This window comes from Cupriavidus sp. 05N38 (assembly GCF_056397345.1).
Map to the genome: position 1 here is coordinate 12,307 of NZ_JBFTNF010000041.1, position 14,600 is coordinate 26,906.

13 protein-coding genes are annotated in these 14,600 nt (G+C 68.5%); 6 read left to right on the plus strand and 7 right to left on the minus strand.

From position 1 onward, the window contains the following. Positions 1 to 100: 100 nt before the first annotated feature. Together AC1DK4_RS26230 and AC1DK4_RS26235 are read right to left on the minus strand one after the other, a co-directional pair. The gene (locus AC1DK4_RS26230) at positions 101 to 1,117 is read right to left on the minus strand and encodes a Bug family tripartite tricarboxylate transporter substrate binding protein (RefSeq protein ID WP_441616799.1); all 1,017 of its coding nucleotides are present in this window, start codon (positions 1,115 to 1,117) and stop codon (positions 101 to 103) included. Positions 1,118 to 1,307: 190 nt separating this feature from the next. Beyond that, complete coding sequence (locus AC1DK4_RS26235) at positions 1,308 to 2,231, minus strand: LysR substrate-binding domain-containing protein (protein ID WP_441650014.1); 924 nt, start codon at positions 2,229 to 2,231, stop codon at positions 1,308 to 1,310. Between the two features lie 172 nt (positions 2,232 to 2,403). Here AC1DK4_RS26235 and AC1DK4_RS26240 point away from each other — a divergent pair, with 172 nt between their 5' ends. The 6 genes from AC1DK4_RS26240 to AC1DK4_RS26265 all read left to right on the plus strand — a co-directional run bounded on the left by AC1DK4_RS26240 (position 2,404) and on the right by AC1DK4_RS26265 (position 8,674). Continuing rightward, the gene (locus AC1DK4_RS26240) at positions 2,404 to 2,697 is read left to right on the plus strand and encodes a DUF2917 domain-containing protein (protein ID WP_441616795.1); all 294 of its coding nucleotides are present in this window, start codon (positions 2,404 to 2,406) and stop codon (positions 2,695 to 2,697) included. Between the two features lie 40 nt (positions 2,698 to 2,737). Continuing rightward, entirely contained in the window at positions 2,738 to 3,619 is an 882-nt protein-coding gene (locus AC1DK4_RS26245; protein ID WP_477131869.1) for a crotonase/enoyl-CoA hydratase family protein, read from the plus strand. A 196-nt stretch (positions 3,620 to 3,815) separates the two neighbouring features. Then, on the plus strand, positions 3,816 to 5,111 hold the full coding sequence (gene tcuC, locus AC1DK4_RS26250) for an MFS transporter (RefSeq protein WP_441616791.1): 1,296 nt from the start codon (positions 3,816 to 3,818) through the stop codon (positions 5,109 to 5,111). Between the two features lie 240 nt (positions 5,112 to 5,351). Continuing rightward, a complete protein-coding gene (locus AC1DK4_RS26255) occupies positions 5,352 to 6,899 on the plus strand; it encodes a class I adenylate-forming enzyme family protein (RefSeq protein WP_441616789.1) in 1,548 nt (515 codons plus the stop codon). Positions 6,900 to 7,095: 196 nt separating this feature from the next. Next, on the plus strand, positions 7,096 to 8,262 hold the full coding sequence (locus tag AC1DK4_RS26260; protein ID WP_441616787.1) for a thiolase domain-containing protein: 1,167 nt from the start codon (positions 7,096 to 7,098) through the stop codon (positions 8,260 to 8,262). A gap of 4 nt (positions 8,263 to 8,266) precedes the next feature. Then, complete coding sequence (locus AC1DK4_RS26265; protein ID WP_441616785.1) at positions 8,267 to 8,674, plus strand: Zn-ribbon domain-containing OB-fold protein; 408 nt, start codon at positions 8,267 to 8,269, stop codon at positions 8,672 to 8,674. Positions 8,675 to 8,805: 131 nt separating this feature from the next. On the opposite strand, the gene AC1DK4_RS26270 is transcribed toward AC1DK4_RS26265, so the two are convergent. From AC1DK4_RS26270 to tcuA, 5 genes are all read right to left on the minus strand, one after another. Next, positions 8,806 to 9,819: a D-2-hydroxyacid dehydrogenase gene (locus AC1DK4_RS26270; protein WP_441616783.1), complete on the minus strand. Its 1,014-nt coding sequence runs from the start codon at positions 9,817 to 9,819 to the stop codon at positions 8,806 to 8,808. A 17-nt stretch (positions 9,820 to 9,836) separates the two neighbouring features. Further along, positions 9,837 to 10,850 (minus strand): Bug family tripartite tricarboxylate transporter substrate binding protein, encoded by a 1,014-nt coding sequence (locus AC1DK4_RS26275; RefSeq protein WP_441616781.1) that lies wholly within the window; start codon positions 10,848 to 10,850, stop codon positions 9,837 to 9,839. A 162-nt stretch (positions 10,851 to 11,012) separates the two neighbouring features. Further along, positions 11,013 to 11,801 carry a class II aldolase/adducin family protein gene (locus AC1DK4_RS26280; RefSeq protein ID WP_441616779.1) on the minus strand — a complete coding sequence of 263 codons (789 nt, stop codon included), beginning with the start codon at positions 11,799 to 11,801 and terminating at the stop codon, positions 11,013 to 11,015. A gap of 57 nt (positions 11,802 to 11,858) precedes the next feature. Then, entirely contained in the window at positions 11,859 to 13,031 is a 1,173-nt protein-coding gene (tcuB, locus tag AC1DK4_RS26285; protein WP_441616777.1) for a tricarballylate utilization 4Fe-4S protein TcuB, read from the minus strand. After that, positions 13,018 to 14,445: an FAD-dependent tricarballylate dehydrogenase TcuA gene (gene tcuA, locus AC1DK4_RS26290; RefSeq protein WP_441616775.1), complete on the minus strand. Its 1,428-nt coding sequence runs from the start codon at positions 14,443 to 14,445 to the stop codon at positions 13,018 to 13,020. The genes tcuB and tcuA overlap by 14 nt, the downstream gene beginning before the upstream one ends. Positions 14,446 to 14,600: the final 155 nt, after the last annotated feature.

A 14,600-nucleotide genomic window follows, 5' to 3' on the forward strand; every position in this document is an offset into this window, starting at 1 on the left:
GCGGAGTCTTGCCAGAGGGCGGAAAACAAGAAGGCCGGCGAGCACGGCAAGGAGGCCGAGCCCGCCGGCCCGTGCCGGTTCAGGGGATGTCTTCGCAGCCTTAAGACTGCAATGGCTGGATCTTCGCGCGATGCACGATCGCGCGCCATTTCAGCGTTTCGGCGGAGATCGTCCGTGCGAATGCCTCCGGCGTGCTCGCCACCGGCTCGAGCCCAAGCCCCAGCATCTTCTCGCGCACCTCCGGCTGGCGCAACACCGCGGCCGCATCCGCCTGCCACTTGCGCACCACCGCGTCCGGCGTCCCCTTCGGCGCCACCAGCCCGTACCACGAGGTCACGTCGAAGCCCGGATAGCCCGACTCCGCTACCGTCGGCACGCCCGGCAACTGCGCCAGGCGCTGCGGCCCGGCCACGGCAATCGCCACCAGCTTGCCTGAACGGATATGCTGCAGCACGGTCGACACGCCTGCGAACACCATCTGTACCTGCCCGCCAAGCACATCATTGAGCGCGCTCGCGGTGCCGTTGTAAGGTACGTGCACGGTCTGGATGCCCGCCTCCAGGTTCAGCAGCTCGCCCGCCAGGTGCGCCCCGCTGCCGCTGCCCGGCGAGGCAAAATTCAGTTCACCCGGATGGGCGCGCGCGTAGGCCACCAGCGCCTTGAGCGAATGCGCGGGAAAGCCCGGGCTGACCACCAGCACGTTGGGCGACCTCGCCAGCATCGTCACGGGGACCAGGTCGCGCGTGTCGAAGCCAAGCTTCGGGAAAAGAATCGGGTTCACCGTGAGGTTGCCTGCCGGCGCCAGCGCCAGCGTATAGCCGTCCGCGGGTGCCCGCGCCGCGGCCTCCATGCCGATATTGCCTGCCGCGCCGGGCTTGTTGTCGATCACCACGGCACGGCCCCACTGCTCTGCCAGCTTCTGCCCCACCAGTCGCGGCAAGGCATCGGACACGCCGCCCGGCGCGAACGGCACGATCACCCTCACCGGCTTTGCCGGGAAACCCTCGCCTGCGGCGGGGCCGGCAGCGAACGACGGCAGGCTTGCGCAGGCCAGCACGGCTGCCCCCGCAAAGCGAACGACAGTGGAACTGGCAAGCTGGCGGACAAGACGATTCACCTCGGACTCCGAAAAACGTGGAAAGACAACAAGCGCGCCGGGCATGCGCGCGCTTGTTGTTCAGATCGATGTTATCGAGCCGCCGGTTACTTGTATAGACAACTTTTCAGCTATGGAAAGGCAGTTTTTGCATATGGAACAGGCGCCATATGGGACAGGCGCCGCCGGCCTGGGGCGAAACGGATCTCGACTACCCAATCACCTCACCCGCCAGTTCGCTCTCCAGCCAGGCGCGGAACTGCCGCACGCCGGGCCGCTCCACGCTTGACGTGACGATCTGGTAGGTCAGCCCGTCGGCGGTGTGCTCCGGCACCACCACCTGCAACTGGCCGCTCTTGAGCATCGGCAGCACCATGGGCGTGCGCCCGATGGCAATGCCCGCCTGCTGGACGGCGGCGTTGAGCACGTGCGCGTATTGCGAGAAATACAGGCAGGCCTGCTTGGGCGAGCGCAGCAAGCCCAGGCGCTGGTACCACTGCGTCCACGACATCCAGGCAAAGCGGGCGCCGGGGTCGTGGAAGACCAGCAGGGGCGCATCGAGTATGTGGCGCGGCTCGGTGATGCGCGCGGCGATGGCGGGGGCGGCCACCAGCATCAGGCGTTCCTGCAGCAGCGGGCGGGGACCGCCGGGACCGGGGGCTTGCGCATTGAGGCGGATGGCCAGGTCGATGCCTTCGCGCTCGAGATTGAGCATGGGTTCGGAGGCATCGATGCGGACGTCGATGCCGGGTTCGGCGGCCTGGAAGCGGGCAAGCTTGGGCACCAGCCAGAGGGCGGCGAAGGATGGCGTGGTGGTGACGGCGATGGAAACGCGGTCCACGGCGAGCAGGCGGTCGATGGCGGCGCCGAGCTGGCCGATGGCTTCGCGCGCGGCTTCATAGAGCTGGCGGCCTTCCGGGGTCAAGCTCAGGCCTTTGCCGCCGCGCCGGAACAGCGCGACGCCGAGCACGTCTTCCAGGCTCTTGACCTGCTTGCTGATGGCGGACTGGGTGAGGCAGAGCTCTTCGGCGGCTGCCGTGAAGCTGAGATGGCGCGCGGCGGATTCGAAGCCGCGCAGGGCCTCGAGCGACATGGTGCGCAGCGCGCTGGTGGAGGCTCGGCTCAGGATCGTCATGACGCCCAGGCATACCGCTGATGAAAATCCTTCCGGCCGCTGCGGCCGGTTCCCGGCAAGAATGCAGTCAAGGTTCCCGGCGCCCATCTGGCGCTATCCGACGCTCACCCGATGCATTCGGACGCAAGCCCATGCGGCGGATACAGGGGAAGCGCTTTGCCCGGAGGCTGACATGCGCGCGACGACCACGACCCAGAGCGTTAATCCATCGGCCACGCCAGCTGCCGCGCAAGGCCTCTGGCTGCTCGGCCCGGCCGCGCTGCGGATCCCGCTTGGCTCTGGATCTTACCTGATCTGCACGCAGGGCATGGCATGGCTCACCCAGCAATCGGCCGCGCTCGACGCCGCGCGCCGCGACACCGTGCTGGCCTGCGGCGAGCGCTTCGTCGCGGCCGAGGAGACCGTGGTGTTTGTCTCCGGCTTTCGGGGGCGGCCGGCGTGCATTGCCGTGCGGGACCCCGCCTGAAGAACGCCAGGAAAAAACGTCACGACAAAGGAGAACGACCATGAACGATGCACTCCACGGGCACGCTGCGCRGGACGACGGACACGGCGCCCCCGCCGGTCAAGCCGGTCACGCCAATCAAGCCGATCAAGCCGATATGCTCGTGCAATATGAAGCGCTGGGCGCGCACGCGCTGCTGGTACTGAACCGTCCGGCCAAGCTCAATGCGCTGAGCTATGCGCTGATCGATGCCTTGATGGCAAGGCTGGATGCCATCGAGGCGGATCCGGCCGTGCGCTGCGTGATCCTGACCGGCAGCGGCACGCGCGCGTTCAGCGCGGGCGCAGACATCGCCGGCTTCGCGCCGGATATCGCGGCGTCGCCGGAGCAGGCGCTGCGCCGCTTCCTGCAGCGCGGGCAGGCCATGACGCGGCGCATCGAGTCGTTTCCCAAGCCGGTCATCGCGGCGGTCAACGGCCTGGCCTACGGCGGCGGATGCGAGACCGTGGAAGCATGCAGCCTGGCCATCGCGGCAAGCCATGCCACCTTTGCCAAGCCGGAGATCAAGCTGGGCTTTCCGCCCACCTTCGGCGGCACGCAGCGGCTGCCGCGCCACGTCGGGCGAAAGCGCGCCAACCAGATGATCCTCACCGGCGAGCCGATCGACGCGGCCGGCGCGCTGCGCTTCGGGCTGGTCAACGAGGTGGTGCAGGCGCAAGACCTGATTCCCGCGTGCGTGCGACTGGCCGACAGCATCGCCCGCCATTCCGCGGTGGCGGTAGCGGCCTCGCTGCGCGCGGTGACGCGTGGCATCAACCTGCCGATCGACGAGGGCCTGGCGGTGGAGGCCATGCAGTTCATGGTGGCGGCGGGCTCGCACGATGCGCGTGAAGGCACGCGCGCTTTCGTGGAGAAACGCCCCGCCGTGTTCCGCCACGCCTGAGCCGGCGGCATGGCCGCGCCGGCGCATGGGCGGCGTGTGCGAGTCCCGCGGGCGCCTTCCACGCAGAACTGGCGCTGGCGACTTGCACGGCATATATTGACCTCCACACGCGTGACCGGCACACGCGCGGCCGCCGGGCCGGTCTCTTGCGGGAGGGCGGCGGATGCGCCGCACGCGGTGCCCAAGGAGACTGGCGATGCAAGCGCAAATGGCGGGGACGGCCCTACCCGGGTCCTCGAAGCTCGGTGCCGTACTTCGTGTCACCAGCGGCAATTTCCTCGAGCAGTTCGATTTCTTCCTGTTCGGCTTCTACGCCACCTATATCGCCCAGACATTCTTCCCGGCCAACAGTGAATTCGCCTCGCTGATGCTGACCTTCGCCGTGTTCGGCGCGGGCTTCCTGATGCGCCCCCTGGGCGCCATCATGCTGGGCGCGTATATCGACAAGGTGGGACGGCGCAAGGGCCTGATCGTGACGCTCGCGCTGATGGCCAGCGGCACCATCCTGATCGCCCTGGTGCCAGGCTATGCCACCATCGGCCTGCTGGCCCCCCTGCTGGTGCTGGTCGGCCGCCTGCTACAGGGCTTCTCGGCCGGCGCCGAGCTCGGCGGGGTATCGGTCTATCTGTCGGAAATGGCCACGCCGGGCCACAAGGGCTTCTATACGGCGTGGCAGTCGGCCAGCCAGCAGATCGCCATCGTGGTGGCGGCGGGCCTGGGCTTCGCGCTGAACCAGTGGCTGACGGCCGACGCGCTGCACAGCTGGGGCTGGCGCATCCCGTTCTTCATCGGCTGCCTGATCGTGCCTTTCCTGTTTGTCCTGCGCCGTTCACTACAGGAAACCGAAGCGTTCCGCACGCGGCGCCACCATCCGAGCACGCGCGAGGTGTTCGACTCCATGCTGCGCAACTGGCGCACCGTGCTGGCCGGCATGCTGCTGGTGGCCATGACCACCACCACCTTCTACCTGATCACCGTCTATACCCCCACCTTCGGCAAGACCGTGCTCAAGCTGAGTACGGCCGACAGCCTGGGGGTGACGCTGTGCGTGGGCATCTCGAACTTTATCTGGCTGCCCATCGGCGGCGCGCTGTCCGACCGCATCGGCCGCCGCCCCATCCTGCTGGCGATCTCGCTGATTGCACTGGTCACCGCCTACCCCGCCCTGTCGTGGCTGGCGGCTGCGCCCAGTTTCGAGCGCATGCTGCTGGTGCTGCTGTGGCTGTCCTACCTGTTCGGCATGTACAACGGCGCCATGGTGGTGGCCCTGACCGAGGTGATGCCGGTCGAGGTGCGGGTGGCGGGCTTCTCGCTGGCATACAGCCTGGCTACCGCGCTCTTCGGCGGCTTTACGCCAGCCATTTCCACGTATCTGATCGAGGCCACCAAGGACAAGGCCGCGCCGGGATACTGGATGGCCTTCGCCGCCGCATGCGGGCTGATCGCCACACTCATCCTCTACCGCAAGAACCGCGTCGAGGCGACCGCGTAGCCTGCGCCCGGCCGGCCTGGCAGTGCCGGTGCGGAGGGCATCACAAGCCTCGCTGGGCGCCCGGGCCTGGCTCCCGGGGTGCCCGTGCGCATTTGTGCAACGCACAAAACCTTCCCGCAAGGCTCACTTTCAAAATTCCAAATTGTCGAACCGGCCGGCACGCGCGACACTTTGTCCACTGCGGCTGGCGCCCCCCGGCGCCCCGGACAAAGCATTCCATACAAGTTCGTTGCGGCCCCAATGACAGCTACCGAATTCATTCCCCTTGCCGCCCTGGTCGATGCGCACGGCACACAGCGGCCGCACCATCCCGCCGTGGTGCTGGATGACCGCAGCATCGATTACGCCGGGCTGAACCGGCTGGCCGACCGCGTCGCGGCGGCGCTGCAGCGCGACGGTGTGCCGGCGCAAGGCACGGTCGCCATCTGCGCAGCCACGTCCATCGAATACGTCGCCGCCTTCCTTGGCAGCCTGCGCGCAGGGGTGGCGGTGGCGCCGCTGTCGCCGGCACTGAATCCGGCAACGCTGCGGGGGATGGTGCAGGATTCAGGCGCGTGCCGCTTGTTCATCGACGCCACCACGCGCGAAGCGCTGTCCGGCCTGGGGACGGATCCGGGCGTGCCATGCATCGCGCTGGACGACAGCCATGCCGGGCAGCCGTTCAGCCAGTGGCTGGCCGCCGGGAACGCGCGGCCGGCACCGCCCGCGATCGGGCCGGACTGGGCCTTCAACCTGATCTATTCGTCCGGCACCACCGGTGTGCCCAAGGGCATCATCCAGCCGTTCGGCATGCGCGCCTCGCACGTGCAGCGCGCCGCGCAGGGCGGCTACGGCCCGGACAGCGTCACGCTGCTGTCTACCCCGCTGTATTCCAACACCACGCTGGTCAGCCTGTTCCCCACCCTGGCACTGGGCGGCACCGTGGTGCTGATGCGCAAGTTCGATGCCGGCCAGTACCTGGCGCTGGCCGCCCGCCACCGCGCCACCCATACCATCCTGGTGCCGGTGCAGTACCAGCGCATCCTGGCCCACGCGGACTTCGACGCCACCGACCTGTCCTCCTTCCGCGTCAAGTTCTGCACCAGCGCACCGTTCTCCGCCGCGCTCAAGGCCGAAGCGCTGCAACGCTGGCCGGGCATGCTGATCGAGTACTACGGCATGACCGAAGGCGGCGGGCGCTGCGAACTGCGCGCGCATGAGCATCCCGACAAGCTGCACACGGTGGGACGCCCGTCGGCGGACACCGACATGCGCCTGCTCGACAACCACGGCCGCGAGCTGCCGCCCGACGCGCCGCCCGGCACCCCGGGCGAGATCGTGGGGCATTCGTCGGGGATGATGTCCGGCTACCACAACCAGCCGGCCAAGACCGCCGAGGTGGAGTGGTTCGACGCCGGCGGCAAGCGTTTTATCCGCACCGGCGATGTCGGCTACTTCGACGCCGATGGTTTCCTGGTCCTGATGGACCGCAAGAAGGACATGGTGATTTCCGGCGGCTTCAATCTCTACCCGAGCGATATCGAAGCCGTGCTGATGACGCACGCCGACGTTGCCGACGCGGCCGTGGTGGGCGTGCCGTCCGAGCGCTGGGGCGAGACGCCGGTGGCCTATGTGGTGCTGCGCGCGGGCGCCGCGGCGGGCACGCAAGCATTGCTGGACTGGGCCAACGGCCGGCTGGAGAAGATGCAGCGCCTGGCCGCGCTCGAGTTCACGGACGAACTGCCGCGCAACGCCATCGGCAAGGTGCTCAAGCGCGACCTGCGCGAGCGCTTCGGCCGCGCGCCGTGAGACCGGGGCTCGATCCGGGCACGATCCGGGCGACGCAAGAGCAAGCAATAGACAGGCACATGCAGCCTGCGCGGCCGCAGACAGTACAACTGGTACTTGCCGTGGCCGCGCAACGACACCAGGGTCTTTTGAAACGCCCTCTTAGAGACAGATCCATTCATTCCACGACAAGTACCCGGGACAAACAGGGAGACCTATGAGCATCAACGGCAAGGCATATATCGTCGGGGCCTACGAGCACCCGACCCGCAAGGCTCCGGACAAGAGCGTCGCGCAACTGCACGCGGAGTGCGCACGTGGCGCGCTGGAAGACGCCGGACTCAGCCTGCAGGACGTCGACGGCTACTTCTGCGCGGGTGACGCGCCCGGCCTCGGCATGATCAACATGGTGGACTACCTTGGCCTCAAGGTGCGTCATGTGGACTCCACCGACACCGGCGGCTCGGCCTATATCGCCCACGTCTCGCACGCCGCGCAGGCCATCGCCGCCGGCAAGTGCAACGTGGCGCTGATCACGCTGGCGGGCCGTCCGCGCTCGGAAGGCTCGAGCGGCACGCAGGCGCGCAACTGGGGCGCCAACCTGCCCGACCAGCCCTTCGAGGCGCCCTACAGCGCCGTCACGGTGAACCTGTACGCCATGGTCGCGATGCGGCATATGTTCCAGTACGGCACCACCAGCGAGCAGCTCGCCTGGATCAAGGTGGCGGCCTCGCACCACGCCCAGCACAACCCCAACGCCATGCTGCGCGAGGTGGTGACCGTGGACGACGTGCTGAATTCCCCCATGATCTCCGACCCGCTGCACAAGCTGGACTGCTGCGTGGTCAGCGACGGCGGCGGCGCGCTGATCGTGGCGCGCCCGGAAATCGCGGCCCGGCTCAAGCGCCCCAAGGTCAAGATCATCGGCGCCGGCGAAGCGGTCAAGGGCCAGCTCGGCGGCGAAGTGGACCTGAGCTGGTCCGGCGCGGCCATCTCGGGCCCGATCGCCTTCGAGGAAGCGCGCATCCGCCCGTCCGACATCAAGTACGCCTCGATCTACGACAGCTTCACCATCACGGTGCTGATGCAGCTCGAAGACCTGGGCTTCTGCAAGAAGGGCGAAGGCGGCCGGTTCGTGGCCGACGGCAACCTGATCTCCGGCGTGGGCAAGCTGCCCTTCAATACCGACGGCGGCGGCCTGTGCAACAACCACCCGGCCAATCGCGGCGGCATCACCAAGGTGATCGAGGCGGTGCGCCAGCTGCGCGGCGAAGCGCATCCCGCCGTGCAGGTCAAGAACTGCGACCTGGCCCTGGCCCAGGGCACGGGCGGCTATCTCGGCTCGCGCCACGGCAGCGCCACTGTGATTCTGGAACGGGAGTAACAAGATGAGCACACCTTACACGGCCACGCCGCTCAAGTCGCCGCAGGTGGCACCGGACAACACCGAGTTCTGGGAAGCCGCGCGCGAAGGCCGCCTGCTGGTCAGGCACTGCAAGTCCTGCGGCAAGCCGCACTGGTATCCGCGCACGTTGTGCCCCTTCTGCATGGGCGACACGGAATGGAAGCAGGCTTCGGGCCGCGGCACCATCTATTCGTTCAGCGTCACGCGCCGCGCCGGCCCCACGCCGTTCTGCATCGCTTACGTGAAGCTGGAAGAAGGCGTGACCATGATGACCCATATCGTGGATTGCGACCTGGATACGGTGCGTATCGGGCAGGAAGTGAAGCTCACCTTCACGCCGACCGAGGACGGCCCGCCGGTGCCGACGTTCGCGCCGGTCGGCGCGGGCTGAGCTGACGAGGCAAGGGGGAAGCGGCGCGCCGGCGGCGCCCGCGGTACCCCGGGGGCTTTGCGCCCTTTCCCCTCATGGGGAGAGGGTCTGGGCAAGCGGGGACGACAGCCGGCAAGGCATGGCTGGCTGCGTCAGCCAACCAGATTGCGCAACGCCTCCCCGGCCACCCAGCGCCGCAGGTTGTCCAGGAAGATGCCCGCCACGCGCGCGGCATTGCCGTCGGAAAAACCCGCGCTGTGCGGCGTGGCGATGACGTTGGGCAGGCTCCACAGCGGCGAATCCGCCGGCAGTGGCTCATGCGCAAACACGTCCAGGTAGGCGCCGGCAAGGCGGCCGGACCTCAGCGCTTCGATCAGCGCGCCCTCTTCCACCACTTCGCCGCGCGCCACGTTGACGAGCCTGGCGCCGGCAGGCAGCAAGGCCAGCGCGGCGCCGTCCACCAGCCCGTGCGTCTGCGCGGTCAGCGGACATGCGAGCACCAGCCAGTCGGTACGCGGCAACACCCCGCTCACTGAGTCGAAGCTCACCGTCTCGTAGCCGGCGCCGGCCGGCAAGGCGCGCTGCCGCACCACGATCACGTTCATGCCCAGCGTCTGCAGCAGCTTGCCGAGCAACTGCCCGATCGGGCCCCAGCCCACGATGGTCGCAGTCTGCCCGGCAATGTCGCGCGGCAGGCCAGAGCCGATCAGCGGCGCCCACCGGCGCTCGCGCTGCGCTGCCACCATCTGCGGGAAATGCCGCGCCAGCGCCAGCAGCCCGGCCAGCGCGGTCTGCGCCACCACGCCTGCGTTGGCGCCCGACGAGGTGGTCACCGCCACGCCGCGCGCGCGCAGTTCGCCGAATACCGCGCGGTCCGCGCCGGCCGAATGCGTATGTGCCCAGCGCAGCGCGGTGCTGGCCAGCATGGCATCGTAGAAACGCCGCGTGGCCGGCAGGATCTCATGCTTGGTGGACAGCCCGGTGACGTCGCGCGAGACAAAGGCGATGTCGGCATCCAGCCCGGCAGGCAGGCCGCCCTCCCCGGCCGCCGGCACGACCGGCACGAAGCTGCCGCCCAGTGCGGCCCCGATCTGCGCACCGTACTGCCGTAGCGCCTGTTCCGACAACAGGATGCGCGGGCCCAGCCCGCCGGACGGATGATTCATTGCAGCCTGCATATCGTTCAATCCACCGAAGCGCCCGAATCGCGCACCACCACTTTCCACTTGTCGTACTCCTTGTGCGTGAACTTGCCGAACTGCTCCGGCGAGCCGCCCACCGGATCGGCGCCTTCGCGCACCATCTGCGCCTGCAGCGACGGCAGCGCCTCGTTGATCGCCTGGTTCAGCTTGTCGATGACCGGCTTGGGCGTGCCCCTGGGCGCAAACACGCCGAACCAGGAGCCGGCCTCGAAACCGGGAAAGCCCTTCTCCGCCACCGTCGGCACCTCGGGCAGCGACTGCGAGCGGTGCGCGCTGCTCACTGCAAGCGCCCGCAGCTTGCCGGCCTTGATATGGGCGATGACCGACGGGATGGTGGCAAACATGAACTGTACCCGGCCCGAGAGCAGATCGTTGAGCGCGTCGGCACCCTTGTACGGAATATGGGTGGCCTCGGTGCCGACGCGCTGCGTCAGCATGAAGCTCGACAGCTGGGAGGACGTGCCCACCCCGGTGGAACTGTAGTTGAGCTTGCCCGGATTGGCCTTGGCGTAGGCCACGAACTCCTCGAAGCTCTTCGCCGGCAGCGAGGGATGCACCACCAGCACATTGGGCACGTCGGCGATCTGCACCACCGGCACCAGGTCGGCCAGCGGATCGTAGTTCAGCCGTTTGTACAGCGTCTGGTTGATGGAAATGGGCCCGACCGAATCGACCAGCAGCGTATAGCCGTCCGCCGGTGCGCGCACCACCGCCTCGGTGCCGATATTGCCCCCGGCCCCGGGCCGGTTGTCCACCACGAAGGACTGCCTGAAGCGCTGGGCCAGTACCTGGCTGACGCTGCGCGCCAGGATATCGGTGGTGCCGCCGGCGGTGAAGGCCACCACCACGCGCACCGGCCGGGCCGGGTAGTCGTCGCCGGCGGCGTGGGCGGGGGCCCCGCCGGCGCAGGCCAGCCCGAAGGCAAGGGCGGCCAGCGCCCGGCGCGGCGCATGCATGGGGTGGAACGAGGATAAAGCGGGGGCGAACTTCGGCATGACGGTCTCCTTGGGACGGCCGGCATCGGAACGCGCCCGCGTCCGCCGTTCCCTGTCTGTTTTATGTTCTGGTGTTCGTCGGTGCGGCTTGCGGTACTGCGGCGGGGCTTTCGGGCGCCCGCGCGAGCGCGCCCGGATGTTCGCGCTCCCGGGGCGCCGCGCTCAGTCGCGGAAACCCGGGTCCAGGCGGTCGAGCTTGCGCAGCAGCGCCGGCCACTCCATCACGCCATAGGGCCTGCGCGTGCCGGGCTGGTAGTTGTTCCAGGTCTCCTGCAGCACCTCGGCGCCCACCTCGCGCAGCGGCGTGTTGCAGGACATCGCGCCGATCTGGGCGCGGCAGGCCAGCTCCAGCCGGTGCATCCAGTTGAAGGCCTCACCCACGGTATTGCCCACCGTAAGCGCGCCATGGTTGCGCAGGATCAGCGCCTCGCCGCGGCCCAGGTCTTCGATCAGCGAGGCCTGCTCGGCAGTGTCCAGCACCACGCCCTGGTAGTCGTGGTAGCCGATCTTGAGAAAGCGCATGGCGGTCTGCGTAAGCGGCAGCAGCCCGCAGTCCAGCGACGATACCGCCATCGAGGCCCAGCTATGCGTATGGATCACGCAGGCCACTTCGGGGCGCGCTTCGTGCACGGCGCTGTGGATCACGTAGCCGGCCTTGTTGATGCCGTAGTTGAGCGCGCCGAAATCCGGCTTGGAGAGGAGATTGCCGGCATGGTCCACCTTGATCAGGCTGGAGGCGGTGATTTCCTCGTACATCATGCCGTAGGCATTGATGAGGAAGGCGCCATCCTCGTCCGGCACGCGCGCCGAGATATGGTTGGCCATCATGTCCGCCATGCCGTACAGCTCCACCAGGCGGTAGCAGGCGGCCAGGTCCACGCGCGCCTGCCACTCGGCTTCGCTGCACTGGTCCCGCATCGAGGAAATGGCGAGCACGCCGGGCTTGGTCATGTGGAGTCTCCTTGGGTACGGTGTTCTTGTTCGGGTGTCTGCGGGACCGGTTGCCGCTCAGTCCGAGCCGAGCGCCAGGCCGGCGGGCCGGCGTTTCTCGATATTCCACTTCAGCAGTGCCGCGCTGCGATAGATGCCGTGCGCGAACTTGCCGTAAGGCAGGGTCAGGAACAGCGCCATCACCACGCCCAGGTGCAGGGCCAGCAGCAATGCCATGGCGGCGGAATCGCGCCAGGCCAGCAGCGCCAGGCCGCTCAGGCTGGTGAGGAACAGCAGCGCGATAAAGCCGCGGTCCATCGGCTTCTGGGCGGCGTCGCCCGTGCGCGGGTCACGCTTGAGGTTAAGCCAGAACAGCCCCGCGGTGCCGATCAGCAGCCCGATGCCGCCCGCCGTGCCCAGCAGGACAGGCAGGCTGCCCAGCGCATAGGGCGCGTGCAGATCCAGCAGGTAGTGATACAGGGTGGCAACCGCCGTGGCGGCGAAGCACAACATGAAGCCATAGAACGTGAAATGGTGGAAGCGGCGGCGCCACAGCGTGAAGGCGTCGTCGGCATTGTTGCAGCCCTGGCCGTGGCCGCCGTCGAGGTAGCGCAGGCGTAGCGCATCGTGCGCCGCGCCACCGATGGCCGGGCCTCGGGCCTCGCCTGCCAGCTCGCCCGGGGTGACCTTGCGCCAGAAGCGCATCACGCCCACGCCCAGCGCCACGATGGCAAGGCCGAATACCAGCCCGAACATCGCCGCCAGCAGGTTGTGCGGGAAGATGGCGTAGAAGTTGCCGGCCAGCGGCGCATGCAGCAGGCTGCCCTGCATGGCCAGCGCCATCACCAGGAACAGCGCCAGGCCGCCCGCCAGCGCCAGCGCGGTGGCCAGGCCGGCGCGGCGGTAGAGGCCGCCGAACGCGGCCGGCCAGGCGTAGTCCGAATAGGTTTGCGCCCGTACCTTGGCCATGGCCTGCGGCACGTTCACCGCGAACTCGTGCGGCGGCGCGTACTGGCAGGCGTGGTAGCAGGCGCCGCAGTTGTGGCACAGGTTGGCCAGGTAGTGGATATCTGCCTTGCCGAATTCCAGCCGGCGCGTCATGGCCGGGAACACGGCGCAGAAGCCTTCGCAATAGCGGCAGGCGTTGCAGATCTGCATGACGCGGCCGACCTCGGCCTCGTCGCCGGTCAGCGGCAGCACGCCCTGGGCCAGCGCCGCCGCTTCGCGCGTCAGCGCTTCAAGATGTTGCATGCTGCTCTTCCTGGAGTTCGTTGTGACGGGTCCGCCCGAACGCGGCGGCGGCGGCCCGCGTGCCGGCGATGCGGCCGAAGGCGGTGCCGATGGCCATGCCCACGCCCGCGGTGTAGCCCTTGCCCAGCACGTTGCCGGCCATCATCTCGCCGGCCACGAACAGGTTGGCGCTGGGCTTGCCGCCGAAGTGCACGGCGGCGTGCTCGTCCACCTTCAGGCCGAGATAGGTGAAGGTGATGCCGGGCCGCAGCGCATAGCCGTAGAACGGCGCGGTATCGAGCGGGCGCGCCCAGTGGGTCTTGGCCGGCGCGATGCCTTCGGTATGGCAGTCGTCCAGCACGGTGTGGTCGAAGGTGCCGACGCGGCAGGCCGCGTTGTAGTCCTCGATGGTGCGCACGAAGGTGGCTTCGTCCAGCCCGAGCTGGCGCGCCAGTTCCGGCAGCGTATCGGCGCGCACGCCGGGGAACACCGGCGGCATGAAGCGCCCGACCGCCTTGGCGTCGATGATCGAGTAACCGATCTGCCCAGGCTGCTGGGCCACCAGGCGGCCCCAGATGGCGTAGCGTTTGGGCCAGAAATCCTCGCCTTCGTCATAGAAGCGCTCGGCATTGCGGTTGAGCATCACGCCCAGCGAGACGCAGTCCACGCGGGTGCAGATGCCACCGTCGTACAGCGGCGCGCGCGCGTCGATGGCCACGCAGTGCGATTGCGACGGGTCGCCGATGGCGTCAGCCCCGGCCTCGATCATGTGCTTGAGCAGCACGCCCATATTAAAGCGCGTGCCGCGGATCAGGAAGTTGTCGGCCGGCCATTCGCCGTCGGCGTTCTGGCCCCAGGCCTCGCGCAGCCACTCGCGGTTGGACTCGAAGCCGCCGGCGGCCAGCACGCAGCTGCGCGCCTCGATGCGCTCGCTGCCGATGCGGGCGGCCACGAAGCGGTCGCCGTCGAGCTCGATGGCGTCCACCGGCGCGTCGTAGCGCACCTGCACGCCGAGCGCCTCGGCGCTGCGGAAGTAGGCATTGACCAGGGCCTTGCCGCCGCCCATGAAGAAGGCATTGGTGCGCGCCACGTGCAGCGCGCCGGACAGCGGCGGCTGGAAGTGCACGCCGTGCTTGCGCATCCAGTCGCGGCAGGTGGACGAAGCGCGGATCACCAGGCGGGCCAGGCGTTCGTCGGTCAGGCCGCCGGTGACCTTGAGCAGGTCCTGCCAGTACTCTTCTTCGGGGTAGGCCTCGACCAGCACGTCCTGCGGGGCGTCGTGCATGCAGCGCAGGTTGCGGGTGTGCTGGGAGTTGCCGCCGCGCCACTCGCGCGGTGCCGCTTCGAGCAGCAGCACGCTGGCGCCGGCTTCACGCGCCATCAGGGCGGCGCACAGGGCGGCGTTGCCGCCGCCGATGACCAGGACGTCGATCATGGGCGGGCGCCTCCGGCGAGGCGGTGGGGAGTCGGCGCGAGGCGCTCCCGGATTGGATTGATGAGGAACACGATGCGGCTTCCGGTGGGGTAGACCGCACTGTAGCGGGCTGGCGCCCTCCTGCTAAGCCCGCGGATCGCATGGGGGCATCACGA

Bases quoted from the DNA above. Each gene is read 5' to 3' on its own strand.
- AC1DK4_RS26260 (WP_441616787.1), top strand. From the start codon at position 7,096: ATGAGCATCAACGGCAAGGCATATATCGTCGGGGCCTACGAGCACCCG.
- tcuA (WP_441616775.1), bottom strand. From the start codon at position 14,445: ATGATCGACGTCCTGGTCATCGGCGGCGGCAACGCCGCCCTGTGCGCC.
- tcuB (WP_441616777.1), bottom strand. From the start codon at position 13,031: ATGCAACATCTTGAAGCGCTGACGCGCGAAGCGGCGGCGCTGGCCCAG.
- AC1DK4_RS26265 (WP_441616785.1), top strand. From the start codon at position 8,267: ATGAGCACACCTTACACGGCCACGCCGCTCAAGTCGCCGCAGGTGGCA.
- AC1DK4_RS26240 (WP_441616795.1), top strand. From the start codon at position 2,404: ATGCGCGCGACGACCACGACCCAGAGCGTTAATCCATCGGCCACGCCA.
- AC1DK4_RS26270 (WP_441616783.1), bottom strand. From the start codon at position 9,819: ATGAATCATCCGTCCGGCGGGCTGGGCCCGCGCATCCTGTTGTCGGAA.
- AC1DK4_RS26235 (WP_441650014.1), bottom strand. From the start codon at position 2,231: ATGACGATCCTGAGCCGAGCCTCCACCAGCGCGCTGCGCACCATGTCG.
- AC1DK4_RS26255 (WP_441616789.1), top strand. From the start codon at position 5,352: ATGACAGCTACCGAATTCATTCCCCTTGCCGCCCTGGTCGATGCGCAC.
- AC1DK4_RS26275 (WP_441616781.1), bottom strand. From the start codon at position 10,850: ATGCCGAAGTTCGCCCCCGCTTTATCCTCGTTCCACCCCATGCATGCG.
- tcuC (WP_441616791.1), top strand. From the start codon at position 3,816: ATGCAAGCGCAAATGGCGGGGACGGCCCTACCCGGGTCCTCGAAGCTC.
- AC1DK4_RS26280 (WP_441616779.1), bottom strand. From the start codon at position 11,801: ATGACCAAGCCCGGCGTGCTCGCCATTTCCTCGATGCGGGACCAGTGC.